At 67.4% G+C, this 16,844-nt stretch carries 11 protein-coding genes and 1 riboswitch; of the genes, 4 read left to right on the forward strand and 7 right to left on the reverse strand.

The features are described from left to right. The 4 genes from ftsR (at position 1) to gcvP (ending at position 5,425) form a co-directional block, all read left to right on the forward strand. Positions 1–759, forward strand: coding sequence for a transcriptional regulator FtsR (gene ftsR / locus ACZYZF_RS25330; protein ID WP_463747790.1), 759 nt, complete (start codon positions 1–3; stop codon positions 757–759). Between the two features lie 110 nt (positions 760–869). Further along, positions 870–1,367 carry a bifunctional nuclease family protein gene (locus tag ACZYZF_RS25335; protein ID WP_463747791.1) on the forward strand — a complete coding sequence of 166 codons (498 nt, stop codon included), beginning with the start codon at positions 870–872 and terminating at the stop codon, positions 1,365–1,367. A gap of 246 nt (positions 1,368–1,613) precedes the next feature. Beyond that, positions 1,614–2,234, forward strand: coding sequence for a MerR family transcriptional regulator (locus tag ACZYZF_RS25340; RefSeq protein WP_166905050.1), 621 nt, complete (start codon positions 1,614–1,616; stop codon positions 2,232–2,234). A 106-nt stretch (positions 2,235–2,340) separates the two neighbouring features. Further along, positions 2,341–2,439, forward strand: a riboswitch (glycine riboswitch). Between the two features lie 154 nt (positions 2,440–2,593). After that, on the forward strand, positions 2,594–5,425 hold the full coding sequence (gene gcvP / locus ACZYZF_RS25345) for an aminomethyl-transferring glycine dehydrogenase (RefSeq protein WP_463747792.1): 2,832 nt from the start codon (positions 2,594–2,596) through the stop codon (positions 5,423–5,425). 111 nt (positions 5,426–5,536) lie between these two features. Here the strand turns inward: gcvP and ACZYZF_RS25350 are convergent, their stop codons facing one another. From ACZYZF_RS25350 to gndA, 7 genes are all read right to left on the reverse strand, one after another. Next, entirely contained in the window at positions 5,537–7,741 is a 2,205-nt protein-coding gene (locus ACZYZF_RS25350) for a substrate-binding domain-containing protein (RefSeq protein ID WP_463747793.1), read from the reverse strand. A gap of 55 nt (positions 7,742–7,796) precedes the next feature. After that, positions 7,797–10,031, reverse strand: a complete 2,235-nt coding sequence (locus ACZYZF_RS25355) for a malate synthase G (protein ID WP_463747794.1) — start codon at positions 10,029–10,031, stop codon at positions 7,797–7,799. A 78-nt stretch (positions 10,032–10,109) separates the two neighbouring features. Then, positions 10,110–11,036, reverse strand: coding sequence for a 3-methyladenine DNA glycosylase (locus tag ACZYZF_RS25360; protein WP_463747795.1), 927 nt, complete (start codon positions 11,034–11,036; stop codon positions 10,110–10,112). 75 nt (positions 11,037–11,111) lie between these two features. Continuing rightward, the gene (locus ACZYZF_RS25365; protein ID WP_463747796.1) at positions 11,112–12,227 is read right to left on the reverse strand and encodes a hemolysin family protein; all 1,116 of its coding nucleotides are present in this window, start codon (positions 12,225–12,227) and stop codon (positions 11,112–11,114) included. After that, positions 12,220–13,587 (reverse strand): hemolysin family protein, encoded by a 1,368-nt coding sequence (locus tag ACZYZF_RS25370; RefSeq protein WP_463747797.1) that lies wholly within the window; start codon positions 13,585–13,587, stop codon positions 12,220–12,222. The genes ACZYZF_RS25365 and ACZYZF_RS25370 overlap by 8 nt, the downstream gene beginning before the upstream one ends. A gap of 229 nt (positions 13,588–13,816) precedes the next feature. Then, a complete protein-coding gene (locus tag ACZYZF_RS25375) occupies positions 13,817–15,253 on the reverse strand; it encodes a GuaB1 family IMP dehydrogenase-related protein (protein WP_463747798.1) in 1,437 nt (478 codons plus the stop codon). A 99-nt stretch (positions 15,254–15,352) separates the two neighbouring features. Continuing rightward, on the reverse strand, positions 15,353–16,807 hold the full coding sequence (gndA, locus tag ACZYZF_RS25380; protein WP_463747799.1) for an NADP-dependent phosphogluconate dehydrogenase: 1,455 nt from the start codon (positions 16,805–16,807) through the stop codon (positions 15,353–15,355). Between the last annotated feature and the right edge of the window lie 37 nt (positions 16,808–16,844).

Genomic DNA, 16,844 nt, shown 5'->3' on the forward strand with positions numbered 1-16,844 from the left:
ATGACTGCCCCCGACAGACCTGCGCTGGCCGGGATGTCGATCGGCGCAGTGCTGGACCTGCTGCGGGGCGACTTTCCGGATGTCAGCATCTCCAAGATCCGGTTCCTCGAGGCCGAGGGACTGGTCGCACCGCAGCGCACCGCGTCGGGGTACCGGCGGTTCACGGCGTACGACTGCGCACGGTTGCGGTTCATCCTCACCGCCCAGCGCGACCAGTACCTGCCGTTGAAAGTGATCAAGGCTCAGCTGGACGCCCTGCCGGACGGTGAGTTGCCGCAGGCCGAATCGGCCTACACGGTGCCCCGCCTGGTCGGGGTGTCCGACGGTGGAGACCGCGGAGGCGACGGGGTGAACGGCACCGCCGGGATATCTGGGGTGGCGCCGACGCAGGTCCGGCTGTCGCGTGAAGATCTGCTGGCCCGGTCGGGCATCGACGAGGAGATGCTCGGGGCGTTGGTCCGCAACGGCATCATCACGGCCGGGACCGCCGGATTTTTCGACGAACATTCCGTGGTGATCGCCCAGTGTGCGCGAGCCCTGGGCGACTATGGCGTCGAGCCAAGGCATCTGCGGGCATTTCGGTCCGCCGCAGACCGGCAGTCCGACCTGATTGCCCAGATTGCCGGCCCGGTGGGCAAGGCGGGCAAGGCCGGTGCCCGCGATCGGGCCGACGATCTGGCCCGTGAAGTGGCCGCACTGGCGATCACCCTCCACACGTCACTGATCAAGTCCGCCGTACGCGACGTTCTGGATCGCTGAGGACTAGACTCGTTTTGACGGCCAGCTCGTCTAAGTCGGGACCCCTGAAGCGAACTGGCGAAGGACGAAGATTCGACGAAACGGCACGGCGGTGCGGAGGGCAGGCGCAGATGGCTGAGGTTCGTGTGGTCGGCATTCGGGTTGAGCAGCCGCAGAACCAGCCCGTGTTGCTGTTGCGGGAATCCAACGGTGACCGGTACCTACCGATCTGGATCGGGCAGTCGGAGGCCGCCGCGATCGCCCTGGAACAGCAGGGCGTCGAGCCCACCCGGCCGCTCACTCACGACCTGATCCGAGATGTCATTGCTGCCCTGGGGCATTCGCTCAAAGAGGTGCGGATCGTCGATCTTCAGGAAGGCACGTTCTACGCCGACCTGATCTTCGACCGCGACATCACGGTGTCGGCCCGGCCTTCGGACTCGGTGGCGATCGCTCTGCGTGTCGGCGTGCCGATCTATGTCGAGGAAGCGGTGCTCGCCGAGGCCGGCCTGCTGATTCCCGACGAGAACGATCAAGATGGCGGCACCGGCGGTGTGCCTGAGGACGAGGTCGAGAAGTTCAAGGAGTTCCTGGACAGCGTTTCGCCGGACGACTTCAAGGCGACATGACCGTCGCCCGCGCCTTGCAGGTCACGGATACGTCTCAACTGGGCATATCGGTGTCGACACGCGGCGCGGGAGTCAATCGGGCGGGAAATCGGGCGCCATACTTTCATCGCAGCCAGCAATCAGGGCTCGGCGGGAAGCGTATGCTCGACACATTCGAGCGCGCAGCAAACCGCCGCAGAAGAGATGGCTACGGTGCGGGACATGGCACTACGGTGCGGGCGAGTTCGATCGGCGAGAGGATTCACAGTGGGTGACACGCCACGGCAGGAAGAGCTGGATCTGGCTACCGGGAGCGGCGCGGAGCCGCCTGTCAGGCCGGCTGGCGAACCCGTGCAGGGTGGTCTGTTCCCCGATGATTCGGTGCCTGACGAGCTCGTCGGTTACCGCGGTCCGAGTGCCTGCCAGATCGCCGGCATCACCTACCGGCAGCTCGATTATTGGGCGCGCACCTCCCTGGTGGTCCCATCCATCCGGGGTGCGGCCGGTTCGGGCAGCCAACGTCTCTACTCGTTCAAGGACGTCCTGGTCCTCAAGATCGTCAAGCGGTTGCTGGACACCGGAATCTCGTTGCACAACATCCGGGTTGCCGTCGACCACCTGCGCCAGCGCGGCGTGCAGGATCTGGCCAACATCACCCTGTTCTCCGATGGCACCACGGTCTACGAATGCACCTCGGCCGAAGAGGTCGTGGATCTGCTGCAGGGCGGTCAGGGCGTGTTCGGGATCGCGGTGTCCGGCGCCATGCGTGAGTTGACCGGCACCATCGCCGACTTCCCGGGCGAGCGCGCCGACGGTGGCGAGTCCATCGCGTCACCCGAGGACGAGCTGGCGTCGCGGCGCAAAAGCCGCGATCGCAAAATCGGCTGAGTTCCCGCCGCAAGCAGACACCTAGTACCCCGGGGCCGACGGTTCCGGGGTACCTGTGCGTCCGTTCGCGAATACCGGTGCGCGGCCGGTAGAATTGCCGACGCATCGCCCTCGCGCGGGAGAGTTTCGTGACAGCCAGCCACGGACGCCGAAGGAGCAATACCTCTCCGTCAACCTCTCAGGCACCCAGGACCGCGCCAGGCCCCGATGCCTCTGGAAAGTGGTGCCCCTGTGGGCACCCGCCCATGGGGAAAGGTCCTGTACCGGGGCTGAATCTCTCAGGCGCCCGGACCGGGTCGACGACAGAGGGAGAGGGACGCCTACGACGTCTCAACACGTCTGCGCCTCAGGAGAGTGTCGTGTCCGACCAGCATCAATCGCGTTTCGCCGATCGTCACATCGGTCCCGACGCCTCCGCCGTTGCCACCATGCTCGAAGTGATCGGCGTGGCATCCCTCGACGAGCTCGCCGCGAAGGCGCTGCCGGCAGGCATTCTCGACGCGCTGGCCTCCGACGGGGTCGCCCCGGGCCTGGAGGGTCTGCCGGCGCCTGCCACCGAAGAGCAGTCACTTGCCGAGCTGCGTGCGTTGGCCGATTCCAACACGACCGCGGTCTCGATGATCGGCCAGGGCTACTTCGACACCTTCACGCCCGCCGTGTTGCGGCGCAACATTCTTGAGAACCCCGCCTGGTACACCGCCTACACCCCATATCAGCCCGAGATCAGCCAGGGCAGGCTCGAGGTGTTGCTCAACTTCCAGACCATGGTGTCCGACCTGACCGGACTTGAGGTGGCGAACGCCTCGATGCTGGACGAAGGCACCGCCGCGGCCGAGGCGATGACCCTGATGCACCGCGCGACCAAATCCAAGACGAACCGACTGCTGGTCGACACCGATGTGTACGCGCAGACCGCGGCCGTGCTGGCGACCCGCGCACAGCCGCTCGGCATCGAGATCGTCACCACGGACCTCAGCCAGGGCCTTCCCGAGGGCGAGTTCTTCGGCGTCATCGTGCAGCTGCCCGGTGCGAGTGGCCGCGTCGTGGATTGGACGCGCCTGATCGCCGATTCTCATGAGCGTGGCGCACTGGTTGCGGTGGGTGCCGACCTGCTGGCGCTGACGTTGATCAAGCCGCCGGGCAACGTCGGCGCCGACGTCGCCTTCGGGACCAGCCAACGGTTCGGTGTACCAATGGGATTCGGCGGTCCGCACGCCGGCTATCTGGCAGTGCACGCCAAGCATGCCCGGCAGCTGCCGGGCCGGTTGGTCGGTGTCTCCGTCGACGCGGACGGGTCGCCGGCCTACCGCCTGGCGCTGCAGACCCGCGAGCAGCACATCCGCCGGGACAAGGCGACCAGCAACATCTGTACTGCGCAGGTGCTGTTGGCCGTGATGGCGGCGACGTACGCCAGCTACCACGGCGCCGAGGGGCTGACCGCGATCGCCCGCCGCGTGCACGGCCACGCCGCCGCGATCGCGGGTGCACTCGGTGACGCGGTGGTGCACGACGAGTACTTCGACACCGTGCTGGCCCGGGTCCCCGGACGCGCCGACGCTGTGATCGCGGCCGCCAAGATCAAGGGAATCAACCTGTGGCGTGTCGACGCCGACCACGTGTCGGTGTCCTGCGACGAGGTCACCACCGAAGCCCATGTGGCCGCGGTCCTGGAGGCATTCGGGGTGTCGCCGGCCGAGCCGGTGGCCACCGGCATTGTTACGCGTACCTCGGAGTTCCTGACGCATCCGGCATTCAACTCCTATCGCACCGAGACCGAGATGATGCGCTACCTCCGGATGCTGGCGGACAAGGATATTGCCTTGGACCGCAGCATGATTCCGCTGGGCTCCTGCACGATGAAGCTGAATGCGGCCGCCGAGATGGAGCCGATCACCTGGCCGGAGTTCGGCCGTCAGCACCCGTTCGCGCCGGCATCGGACAATCCGGGCCTGCGCAAGCTGATCGCCGACCTGCAGGACTGGCTGACCGGGATCACCGGCTACGACCAGATCTCATTGCAGCCCAACGCCGGTTCCCAGGGGGAGTACGCCGGCCTGCTGGCGATCAAGGCCTATCACGACTCGCGTGGCGAGACCGAACGCGACCTCTGCCTGATCCCGTCGAGCGCGCACGGCACCAACGCCGCCTCGGCCGCACTGGCCGGCATGCGCGTCGTGGTGGTGGCCTGCCGCGAGAACGGCGACGTCGACCTCGACGACCTGCGCGCGAAGATCGCCGAACACGCGGATCGGGTTGCGGCGCTGATGATCACCTACCCGTCGACGCACGGCGTCTACGAGCACGACGTCGCCGACATCTGTGCGGCGGTCCATGACGTGGGCGGACAGGTCTACGTGGACGGCGCAAACCTCAACGCGCTGGTCGGGTTGGCTCGTCCGGGTCGCTTCGGCGGTGACGTCAGCCATCTGAACCTGCACAAGACGTTCTGCATCCCGCACGGTGGCGGCGGCCCCGGCGTCGGACCGGTTGCGGTCCGCGCTCATCTGGCACCGTTCCTGCCCGGCCATCCGCTGGCCGACGAGCTACCCGACGAGCACACCGTCTCGGCGGCGCCATACGGGTCCGCGTCGATCCTGCCGATCACCTGGGCCTACATCCGGATGATGGGTGCCCCGGGCCTGCGTGCGGCGACGCTGACCGCGATCGCGTCGGCCAACTATGTGGCCCGCCGCCTCGACGAGTACTACCCGGTGCTCTACACGGGGGAGAACGGCATGGTCGCCCACGAGTGCATCCTGGATCTGCGCGGGATCACCAAGGACACCGGCGTGACCGTGGATGATGTGGCAAAGCGGCTCGCGGACTACGGTTTCCATGCACCGACCATGAGCTTCCCGGTTGCCGGCACGTTGATGGTCGAGCCGACCGAGAGCGAGAGCCTGACCGAGGTCGACGCGTTCTGTGACGCGATGATCGCCATCCGGGGCGAGATCGACCGGGTCGGCTCGGGGGAGTGGCCGGTTGACGACAACCCGTTGCGTGGTGCCCCGCACACCGCCGAGTGCCTGCTGGTAGCCGACTGGGATCACCCTTACACCCGCGAACAGGCCGCTTACCCGTTGGGCAAGGGGTTCCGTCCCAAGGTGTGGCCGCCCGTCCGTCGGATCGACGGCGCGTACGGCGACCGGAACCTGGTGTGCTCCTGCCCGCCGGTCGAAGCGTTCGCCTGAGCCGTTTCTCGCGTCGGTTTCTACCCCGGGGCTGTGCACGATCGCTCCGAACGACCCTGGGGTAGAAAGCGGCGCGCGCCGTGGAACACGCGGCGAATCACCCGCGCCGGATCAACCCAGCATCGAGTTGACAGCGCCGGCCAGTTCGGGTGAGGCCGAGCTGGAGAGATGTTGGTAAGTGCCGCTGCTGGCCTGCGCGACGGCCTCCCACGTGGCCCGGTCCGAGCCACTGCCGAAGTCGATCACGTTGACTGCGACTGGACGCGCGGGGTCGAATGCGCCGCGGATGAAATCCTGCAGCCCGGCCCCGTCCAGACTCTGATCGGTGTGGGGTCCCGTGGTGATCAGCAGGATCGAATTGCTCTGGCCCTCACGATATTTCGACAGCGTTTCGTTGTAGAGCATTCGTAGCGTGGTGAACGACACCGCGCCGCCGCCCGAGGCGGACTGCTCGTCGAGCGTCGAGGTCAGCGCATCGGAGCGCCGCTGCCCGTTGACCGGCTCGGCCAACGGCCCGGTCGAGACCTCCGAGCGGCCCTCGGTGCCGTCAAAGGTCCACAGGCCGACTGCTGCGGTATCGGGCAATGCCTTGAGCCGGCTGTCGAGCGCTGCCACGACGTTGGCCAGCCGTGACTTGCCGCCCTCCTCGGTCGGCATCGACTGGTCGAGCATGATCGTGACCGCAGGGTTTCCCGACGGTGTGGCCGTGGCGTTGGCCAGCGTCACCCGCATGGCGTTGTCACCGACCGACAACGGTGCGGCGAGCTGGCTGAAAGTCGTGACATCGCTGGACGGCGGCGACGTTCCCTCGGCACGGAATCCCACCTTGGCGAGCTCGGCGAGTTGCTCGGGCTTGCGCAGATAGCGGGCGAACTCGCTGGCCGCGGTGATCTGTTCCTTCTCCAGCCAGTCCCCGGCCAGCAGCACCGTCGGATAGTCGGCGGTGGCGGTGGGACCCGGCGGCAGCCAGCCGGCCAGCGAGGATTTGACGTTGTCGACCGACGTGGCCCGCAGGAACAGTTGCTGCTCGGTGGTGGCCACGGCGTGTACCGGCGCGGTCGCCGCGTCGGAGGCGTTGAGCAACGCGTCCAGGGCGCCTCCCAGCTCGGAGTCGTCGAGTTTGGGCTGGCCGTGGAAGAGCGTGTTCACGCCGCTCATGCCGGAGGTCGCCGGCGCGCCCGACGGAGCCGTTGCCGCGGCGACGGCCTCGGCGACGAGCGGGGCGGCATCGCCGTTGCTGTGGGTCGGCAGTGCCAGTTTCAGCGTGCCCCACCCGGGCAGCTTGAGCGCATTCATCGCGGCCGGGCTGCTCTGAAGTTGCGGCAGCGTAGCCCAGGTCTGTTGTGCCAGTGCGTCCTTGAGCTGCGGGCGGACCGCCAGCAGGACCGGTGAGGTGACCAGCGATCGGCTGTCGCTGACAGTCTTGGCTCCCGCAGTCGCCTCCAGTCGCGCCTCGGCGATGCCGCTCGCCGGAATCCACAGCGCCGGACGGTCGCCGAGTTCGCTGGGCCATGTGTTGGCGAAACCGCCGACCACACGGTCGGATTCGGCGGACTGCACGCGCACCTTGACGCAGCGATCACCGACCGGACTGACCGACTCGTTGTACGCGTTGGCCAGTCCTTCGATGTGTGTCGAGATCGTCGGGTCGGCGATGACGGCGACGCCGAGTTCGCCGTCGACGCAGCGTGCGGCCGCAGCATCGCTGCGGCCGGCGAGGACATCGCCGAAGAACTTCCACAGGATCACCGCGCCGACCACGCCCACCACCGTGACCAGTGCGACGATCACACTGACGCTGACACCGCGTCGGCCGGATTCCACTGCGCGATGGCTGCCCGTCCACTCACCGCCGTCCCAGTCCCCGCCGTGCTGGCGGCCGGACGGGCCGGACGGCGGCGGCGGTTCGCCCACCGCGCCGAACTGGGCGGTCGGCTGATCGTCGGCGAACCCCGCGTCGTAGTCGTCGGAGTAGTTGTCGCGGTATCCGTCGACGTAATCGTCGTCGTACGCGTCTTCCTCGACGTAATCCGTTTCGTCATAGTCGGCGTACTCGGAATCGTGATAGTCCGATTCGTAGTCGTCGTCCCCGTCGGCGTACTGGGGTGCGCGGTAGTCGGGCTCGGCCCGGTACCCGGGTGCATCCCGGTAGCCACGATCGGGCTGACGCCCGGGCAGGTCGAATTCGTCTCCGGCGTACGGTGACTGCTCGTCACGGGGACGTTCGTAATCGTCCCGGTAACCGGAGTCCCCGACGTGCCCGTGCTCGGGCTCGTCGGGCGCATCCTCAGGGTCGGGAATGCTGTGCCTGCCCATTCCTAACCCCTGTACGTCTCGCGCCGACTAGTCATCCGGACCCGCCGAAGTCTAATCACTTCCCGGCGATGCTCGCTTTGAACTCGCGGCGGCGCCGGTGCAGGATCGGCTCGGTGTAGCCGTTGGGCTGCTGGGCTCCGGACAGGATCAGCTCCTGGGCTGCGCCGAACGCGATGCTGGCATCCGGGTTGGGCGCCATCGGCAGGTAGTCGGGGTCCCCGGCGTTCTGCTCGTCGACGACGGCGGCCATCCGGCGCAGGCTGGCCTTGACGTCCTCTTCGGTGATGACGCCGTGACGCAGCCAGTTGGCCAGCAGCTGGCTGGAGATCCGCAGGGTGGCGCGGTCTTCCATCAGCGCGATGTTGTGGATGTCGGGCACCTTCGAGCAGCCGACGCCGGCGTCGATCCAGCGGACCACGTAGCCCAGGATCGACTGGCAGTTGTTGTCCACCTCTTCGTGGATCTCCTCCGGTGACCAGGTCAACGAGGAGTCCGCGAGCGGGATCGTCAGCAGTTCCTCGATCGTGGCGCGCTTCTTGCCGGTCAGCTCCTTCTGCACCGCCTCGACGTCCACCTGGTGGTAGTGCATCGCGTGCAGGGTGGCCGCGGTCGGTGAGGGCACCCACGCGGTGGTGGCGCCGGCCTTCGGCTGGCCGATCTTCTGCTCGACCATGTCGGCCATCAGATCGGTCATGGCCCACATGCCCTTGCCGATCTGCGCCTTACCGGCCAGACCGGTCGCCAGACCGACGTCGACGTTGTTGTCCTCGTAGGCCTTGATCCACGGCTGGGCCTTCATGGCGCCCTTGCGGATCATCGGGCCGGCCTCCATCGAGGTGTGGATCTCGTCGCCGGTGCGGTCCAGGAAGCCGGTGTTGATGAACACCACGCGGTCGGCGGCGGCCGAGATGGCGGCCTTCAGGTTGACCGTGGTGCGACGTTCCTCGTCCATGATGCCGACCTTGAGGGTGCCACCCGGCAGGCCGAGCACGTCTTCGACGCGGCCGAACAACTCGCAGGTGAAGGCGACCTCTTCGGGTCCGTGCATCTTGGGCTTGACGATGTAGACAGAGCCGGTGCGGCTGTTCTTCAGCGGACCGTTGGCTCCGTCGTTGTCGGCGGCATCCTTCAATCCGTGCATGGCGATCAGGCCGGTGAACAGCGCGTCCTGAATGCCCTCGGGAACTTCGGCGCCGTCCACCCCATCATTGTCGAAGACGATGGCGTCGTTGGTCATCAGGTGTCCGACGTTGCGGACGAACAGCAGGCTGCGGCCGGGCAGGGTCAGCTCGCCCTCGCCGTCCGGGGTGGTGAAGGTGCGGTCGGGGTTGAGGACACGGGTGAAGGACTTGCCGCCCTTGCTGACCTCTTCGGCCAGGTCGCCGCGGTTCAGGCCCAGCCAGTTGCGGTAGCCGAGCACCTTGTCGTCGGCGTCGACGGCGGCCACGGAGTCCTCGAAGTCCATGATCGTGGTGATCGCGGATTCCAGCACGACATCCTTGATGCCTGCGGCGTCGGTCGAACCGATGGGGGAGTCGGGGTCGATCAGGATCTCGATGTGCAGGCCGTGGTTGGCCAGCAGCACCGACCACTGGGGCTCGCCCAGCTCACCGGTGTAGCCGACGAACTGCTCGGGGGTGGCCAGACCGGTACTGAGGTCATCGCCGTACTCGACCAGCAACTGGCCGGCCCCGTCTTCTTGGACGATCTTGAGTCCCGTGGCGTCGCTCCAGGAGCCTGCGGCCAGCGGCGCGGCCTCGTCCAGGAAGTTGCGCGCGTAGGCGATCACCTTGTCACCGCGGATCCGGTTGTAGCCGGATCCCTTCTCGGCGCCGTCTTCCTCGCTGATGACGTCCGTGCCGTACAGCGCGTCATAGAGCGAGCCCCACCGGGCGTTGGCGGCATTGAGCGCGAAGCGGGCGTTGAGGATCGGCACCACGAGCTGCGGGCCGGCGGTCGAGGTGATCTCGTCGTCGACGCCGGAAGTGGTGACGGTGAAGTCGGCGGGCTCGGGCAGCAGGTAGCCGATATCGGTGAGGAACTGCTTGTAGGCCTCGGGGTCGACCGGCTCGAGCACATGCGCGCGGTGCCACTTGTCGATCTGCGCCTGCAGATCGTCGCGACGGGCCAGCAGGTCCTGGTTCTTCGGGGTGAGGTCAGCGACGACCTTGTCCACGCCGGACCAGAAGCTGTCCGGGTCGACGCCGGTGCCCGGCAGTGCCTCGTTCGTGATGAAGTCGTGCAGCACCTGCGCGACGCGCAGGTTTCCGACAGTCACGCGATTGGTCATGCGCGTTTCCTCCCTCGGCTCCAGGCACCGTGCGATGCCTGCCGTTTATCCAGCTTACCCATTGGTAACGTCGGCCTTTCAGCCGTCCAGCTTGGTGAGCAACAGCTCACACCGGTTTGCCAGAGTGACCCGCAGTGGAGCCGCCCGCTCGGCGATGCGCTGTTGGGCCCTGACGTATTCGGCACGCCCGGCCGGTGTTTCGATGGCGATCGGCTCGAAACCATAGCGCCTCAAGTCGTATGGGCTGGCACACATGTCGAGTGCCCGCGCGTCGGCGGCCAGATCGAGTGCGTCCATCACCAACTCCGACGGCACCAGCGGGCCCAGTTTGTACGCCCACTTGTAGGTGTCCATGGCGGCGTGGATGCAGCCGGGCTGCTCGGCGTCGAGCTGCTGCTCCCGGCTCAGTTGCCGGTCGTTGCGGCCCACCGCGGCGTCGGTGAAAAAGCGAAACGCATCGAAGTGGGTGCACCGCAACGGCATTGACTCGACAACGGCATCGGTGCCGGCGCCGCCCAGCCGCAGCGGAACCTGGTCGTGGCGCAGCTGAGGGGCCCGATAGACCATGGCCCACTCGTGCAGTCCGAAGCAGTTCATCCGGGGTGCCCGCGTCGCGGTCGCACGCATCAACCGGGCCACGAATCGGACGGTCTCGATACGGGAGCGCAGGTAGTCGTCCCGCACCGTCACGCCGTGCGCGTGCGGGCCGTAACCGGTGCGGCGCAGATACGCGCCGGACCCGTCGCCGGCGAGCACCACCCCGAAGCCTGGATGCCATTGACGTAGCTGGCGGGGGCGAAGGCTGTAGTAGGTGAACAGGAAATCCCATACCGGGTGCGGCTCACCGGCGTGTCGCCGGCGCACGTGCGGTGTGAGGAAGTCGTCGGTCCGGCGCCGGTGTGATTCTGCCCGTGCAGCCCACTCCGGGGCGGCCAGAACCTGCTCGGCGTCGGCGATCCCCGGAAGGGTCAGCCGGGCCGCGTCAGATCCAGCGTGTCCTTCCATGTCTCCTCCACCAGGTGGCCCGTCGCCGGTGTGCGGCTCGAGCCTACCGATCAAACCGGGCGACAGTCCGACAGGTCAGATGCGGTGCGTGCCGTCGCGCACCGTTCCGACCAGGTCTTCGACCAGGTCCTCCAGGGCGACCATCGCGGTGACGGTCCCGGACACCTCTCGGTCATGCTCGTCCACACCGTCAGCGCGCTCAGGTTCCTCGCCGTGCTCATCCTCTTCCTCGACCACCAGCGCGAGGTGACTGTTGCTGCGTCGCATCCGGGACAGTGCGTCGGGCAGCGGCAACGAGGCGGGGACCCGGGGCAGCGGCCGCACCATCGACACGTCCAGCACCGCGTCGGGGTCGCTGATCTTCGGCAGCACATCCTTGATGTGCAGGTATCCGATGACTGTCCCCGACGTATCGGTCACCGGGAAGCGGGAGTAGCCGGTCTCGGTGAGGGCCTGCTCGACCGCCCCCACGGTCGGCCCGCTGCCTTCGGCGGCAACGGGTATCGCATGAATTTCGTTCAACGGCATCGCAACGTCGTTGACCGTGCGGCTGCGGGTTTGCAGGGCCCGTGTCAAGCGGCCGTGCTCCTCGGTGTCGAGCAGGCCTTCGGACACCGATTCGGCGATCATCTCCGACAACTCGACCGTCGACACGGCTGAGGCCAGTTCGTCAACCGGTTCGACCCGGAACGCGCGCAGGGTGGTGTTGGCGCACCAGTTGTAGAAGGCGATGAACGGCTTGGCGGCACGGATGTACACCAGATACGGCGGGACCAACAGCATCGCGGCAGTCTCGGGGCCCGCGATGGCGATGTTCTTCGGCACCATCTCGCCGAGCAGCACGTGCAGGGTGACCACGATGGCCAGGGCGATGAAGAACGAGACCGTGTGCAGGACGGCGTCGGACACGCCGATCAGCGCGAATGGTTTCTCCAGCAGATGGGCGACGGCGGGTTCGCCCACCCGGCCCAGCAGGATCGAGCAGATCGTGATGCCCAGCTGGGAGCCGGCCAGCATCAGCGACAGGTGTTCGCCGGCCCGGATGACCGTCACAGCGCTGCGCTTGCCCTGCTCGGCGAGCGCCTGTAGCCGGTCCCGGCGGGCCGAGATCAACGCGAACTCCGCCGCCACGAAGAACGCGTTGGCGGCCAGCAGCAGCACCGTCAGCAGCACACCGAGGATGTCACCCATGGCCGTCCTCCCGGTTGCCGAGGTTGGTCAACTCGAGCAGATCGATCCGGCGCCCGTCCATCCGCACCACCGTGGCCAGCCATCTGGTCGGTTTGTCCGGATCACCGTCCGGGTCGAACGCGGTGAGCTCCACGGATTCACCGGTCTCCGGTATGTGGCCGAGCTCCTGCAGGACCAGTCCGCCGATCGTCTCGTATTCGCCCTCGGGGGCACGGAACCCGGTGCCGGTCGCCACCTCGTCGATACGCAGGAGCCCGGATACCTGCCAGCCGGCCCCGGCCGGCACCACGTCGGGGGTCGCATCGTCATGCTCGTCACGCACGTCGCCGACGATCTCCTCGATCAGGTCCTCGACCGTCACGATGCCCGCGGTGCCGCCGTACTCGTCGACCACGAGTGCGGTCTGCAACCCGTTGGCCCGGATCTGGGTCATCACGGCATCGCCGTCGAGAGTGGACGGCACGGTGGCCACCGGCAGCGCCAGCGCGGCCAGCCGGGTCCGGTCCCGGTCCTCGCGCGGTACCGAGAACACCTGCTTGACGTGGACGACGCCGATCGTCTCGTCGAGGTCGCCCTCGACGATGGGGAACCGCGAGTACCCGGTGCGGATCGCAGCGGACATCAGGTCGGTCACCGAATCGCCGGCGTCGAGCACCTCGATCTTGGAGCGCGGAGTCATCAGTTCCTCGGCGGTGCGCTCACCGAACTGCAGCGAGCGGTGCACCAGCAGCGCGGTGGTGGGATCGAGTGACCCGCTGCGGGCCGAATTCCGGACCAGCGATGCCAGCTCCTGGGCCGAGCGTGCCGAGCGCAGTTCCTCGGCGGGCTCGACGCCGAGGCGGCGGACGATCCAGTTGGCCGAGCCGTTGGTCAGCCGGATGACCGGGGTGAACAGCATCGAGAACAGCAGCTGGAACGGGGCAGCCGCACGCGCTGTCGGGACCGGGCGGGCCACCGCCAGGTTCTTGGGCACGAGCTCGCCGAACACCATCGACAGCGATGTCGCGATGAGGATCGCGAGGAACAGGGACAGACCGCCGGCGAATCTGGCCGGTATGCCGATGGCATCCAGGCCGGGGCGGATCAGTTCTCCGACCACGGGTTCGGCGAGGTAACCGGTGGCCAGAGTGGTGATCGAGATGCCCACCTGGGCGCCCGAGAGCTGGAACGACAGGGTGCGGTGGGCGCGGCGGACCAGTTGGTCGCGGCGGTCGCCGGTGCGGGCATTGGCCTCGACCGTGCTGCGCTCCAGTGCGGTCAGCGAGAACTCGGCGGCCACGAACACCGCGGTGCCGAAGGTGAGTAGGACGATCGCCAGGACCGACAGCAACGACAAAACCAGGTCGGTTGAGCTGCCCATCACATCCTCACCAGTGCTACGCCGGGCCCGGGGCCCGGCCGACTAGGAGAGGGGTCGTCAGCTTCGGCGCTCAGAAGTGACTGCTGTTCCACCCCGAAGGCCGGTTCAGAACCGGAGGCCTCGGTGGGTGCCTGCGGCACGTGAACCCTTTCGTTCGATCTGACAAAGCGGACGACCGGGCAATGTCCGACCGTCCACTCTGATACTCAGAACCCCAATAGTAACGCGGTCACCAACCGGTCGGCAGCGGATGGCCCTCGGCGAAACCGGCGGCCGATTGCACGCCCAGCACTACTTTCTCGTGCAGTTCGGTGATGTTGGTGGCCCCGACGTAGGTGCAGGTGCTGCGCACCCCCGAGGTGATGTGGTCGAGTAGATCCTCGACCCCGCCGCGGCCCGGGTCGAGGCTCATCCGCGAGGACGAGATGCCCTCCTCGAACAGGGCCTTGCGGGCGCGGTCGAACGGGCTGTCCCCGGCGGTACGGGCGGCCACCGCACGTTTGGAGGCCATGCCGTAGCTCTCCTTGTACGGCCGTTCCTCCCGGTCGTGCAGCAGGTCGCCGGGGGATTCATAGGTTCCGGCGAACCAGGAGCCGATCATCACGTTGGCGGCGCCGGCGGCCAGCGCCAGTGCCACGTCCCGCGGGTGCCGGACCCCGCCGTCCGCCCACACGTGTGCACCGAGTTCCTTTGCCGCAGCAGCACATTCGACTACAGCGGAGAACTGGGGGCGTCCCACGCCGGTCATCATCCGGGTGGTGCACATCGCGCCGGGGCCCACCCCGACCTTGACGATCGAGGCGCCGGCTTCGATGAGGTCGCGGGTGCCCTCGGCCGAGACCACGTTGCCCGCTGCCAGCGGCAGGCCGAGGTCCAGCGATGCCACCTGCTTGATTGCGTCGAGCATCTTGAGTTGATGACCGTGTGCGGTGTCGATGACCAGCAGGTCCGCCCCGGCCTCCGCCAGTGCCCGGGCCTTGGACCCGACGTCGCCGTTGATCCCGACGGCCGCGGCGACGCGGAGTCGTCCGGCGGCGTCGACGGCCGGGGTGTAGATGCCGGCCCGCACCGCTGCGGTGCGGGTCAGAACCCCGGCCAGGGAGCCGTCTGTCGCCGTGAGCACCGCGAGATCGTGCGGTGCGTGCTCGAGGAGGTCGAACACCTGTTTCGGGTCGGTGCCGACCGGCGCGGTGACGAAGTCGGACACCGCGACGTCGCGGATCCGGGCGAACCGGTCCACACCGGCGCAGCTGGCCTCGGTCACCAGTCCGATCGGGCGTCCCTCGAACACCACCACCGCGGCGCCGTGGGCACGCTTGTGCAGCAACGCCGCGGCGTCGGACACCGAGTCGTCGGGGCTCAGCGTCACCGGTGTGTCCACCACGAGGTCGCGGCTCTTGACGAACTGAACGGTGTCGGCCACCACGGTGCTCGGCAGGTCCTGCGGCAGCACCACGATGCCGCCGCGACGCGCGATGGTCTCGGCCATGCGCCGGCCTGCCACCGCCGTCATATTGGCCACCACCACCGGGATGGTGGTGCCGGATCCGTCGTTGGTGGACAGATCCACGTCGAACCGCGATGCCACATCCGACCGGCCGGGGACGACGAAGACGTCGTTGTAGGTCAGGTCGTACGGCGGGATGTGCCCGTTCAGGAATCTCACGCCCACGAGTCTAGTGGCGCGGTTCCTCCGCCGAGCAGACACAAAACTGCCTCATCTCGGGACGAAATGGGCAGTTTTGTGTCTGCTCGCGGTCGAGAATCAGGCAGGGACTTCGCTGCGGTCCCCGCTCCAGAGGGTGTGGAACTTCTGGCCCGGCTCGGCGTCGGTACGCCCGTAGGTGTGCGCGCCGAAGAAATCGCGCAGCCCCTGGGTCAGTGCGGCGGGCAGCCGTTCGGTACGCAATGCGTCGTAGTACGACAGTGCCGACGCGAAGCCGGGGACCGGGATACCCAGCGCCGTCGCTGTGATCACCACACGGCGCCAGCTGTCGATCCCGTCCTCGACCGCACTGCGGAAGTACGGTGCGGCGATCAGGGTGGCCAGTTCCGGGTTCTCGTCGTAGGCCTCCTTGATCCGGTTGAGGAACTTGGCCCGGATGATGCAGCCGCCGCGCCAGATGGTGGCCATGTCGCCGAGCGTGATGCCCCAGCCGTACTCCGCGCTGCCGGCCTGAATCTGGTTGAAGCCCTGGGCATACGCGATGATCTTCGAGGCGTACAAGGCCTTGCTGACGTCATCGATGAATTGCTTTGCGTCGCTGGGTTTTGCGCCGAGGTCGCCGGAGGCCAGGCCGGTGGTGGCCTTGCGCTGGGCGACCGAACCCGACAGTGCGCGGGCGAACACGGCCTCGGCGATGCCGGTGACCGGAACCCCGAGGTCCAGGGCGGACTTCACGGTCCAGCGCCCGGTGCCCTTCTGCTCGGCCTCGTCGACGATCACGTCCACCAGCGGCTTGCCGGTCTTGGCATCCACCTGGCTCAGCACCTCTGCGGTGATCTCGACGAGGTAGCTGTCGAGGTCGCCCTTGTTCCACTCCCTGAACACGTCGGCGATCTGTGCCGCCTCGAGGTCGAGGCCGTCGCGCAGTAACTGGTAGGCCTCGCCGATGAGCTGCATGTCGGAATACTCGATGCCGTTGTGCACCATCTTCACGAAGTGTCCGGCGCCGTCCGGGCCGATGTGGGTGCAGCAGGGCACACCGTCGACGTGTGCGGAGATCTCCTCCAGCAGGGGGCCGAGTGACTTGTAGGACTCGGCGGGGCCGCCGGGCATGATCGACGGGCCGTTGAGCGCGCCTTCCTCGCCGCCGGAGATGCCCGCGCCGACGAAGTGCAGGCCGCGCTCGCGGATCGCCTTCTCTCGGCGGATGGTGTCGGTGTAGAGGGCGTTGCCGCCGTCGATGATGATGTCACCGGGTTCCATGGCGTCGGCCAGCTCGTTGATGACGGCATCGGTCGGATCGCCGGCCTTGACCATGATGATCACCCGGCGCGGTTTTTCCAGGGCTTCAAGAAATTCCGCGATCGTCTCGCTGCGCACGAACTTGCCCTCGGAACCGTGCTCGGCCAGCAACGCATCGGTCTTGGCGATCGACCGATTGTGCAGTGCGACGGTGTAGCCGTGGTGGGCGAAGTTACGAGCGAGGTTGGAGCCCATCACGGCCAGGCCGGTGACTCCGATCTGCGCCGTGCCGGAAGTGCCGGTCTTGCTCATGCAGCAGCCTTTCGTTGTTTTGTTGTGTCAGAACGCC

This window comes from Mycobacterium sp. IDUB_24 (assembly GCF_055419385.1).

Coding starts and splice junctions, on each gene's coding strand:
- ftsR (WP_463747790.1), top strand. CDS start 1: ATGACTGCCCCCGACAGACCTGCGCTGGCCGGGATGTCGATCGGCGCA.
- ACZYZF_RS25335 (WP_463747791.1), top strand. CDS start 870: ATGGCTGAGGTTCGTGTGGTCGGCATTCGGGTTGAGCAGCCGCAGAAC.
- ACZYZF_RS25350 (WP_463747793.1), bottom strand. CDS start 7,741: ATGGGCAGGCACAGCATTCCCGACCCTGAGGATGCGCCCGACGAGCCC.
- ACZYZF_RS25355 (WP_463747794.1), bottom strand. CDS start 10,031: ATGACCAATCGCGTGACTGTCGGAAACCTGCGCGTCGCGCAGGTGCTG.
- ACZYZF_RS25360 (WP_463747795.1), bottom strand. CDS start 11,036: ATGGAAGGACACGCTGGATCTGACGCGGCCCGGCTGACCCTTCCGGGG.
- ACZYZF_RS25365 (WP_463747796.1), bottom strand. CDS start 12,227: ATGGGTGACATCCTCGGTGTGCTGCTGACGGTGCTGCTGCTGGCCGCC.
- ACZYZF_RS25370 (WP_463747797.1), bottom strand. CDS start 13,587: ATGGGCAGCTCAACCGACCTGGTTTTGTCGTTGCTGTCGGTCCTGGCG.
- gndA (WP_463747799.1), bottom strand. CDS start 16,807: ATGAGCAAGACCGGCACTTCCGGCACGGCGCAGATCGGAGTCACCGGC.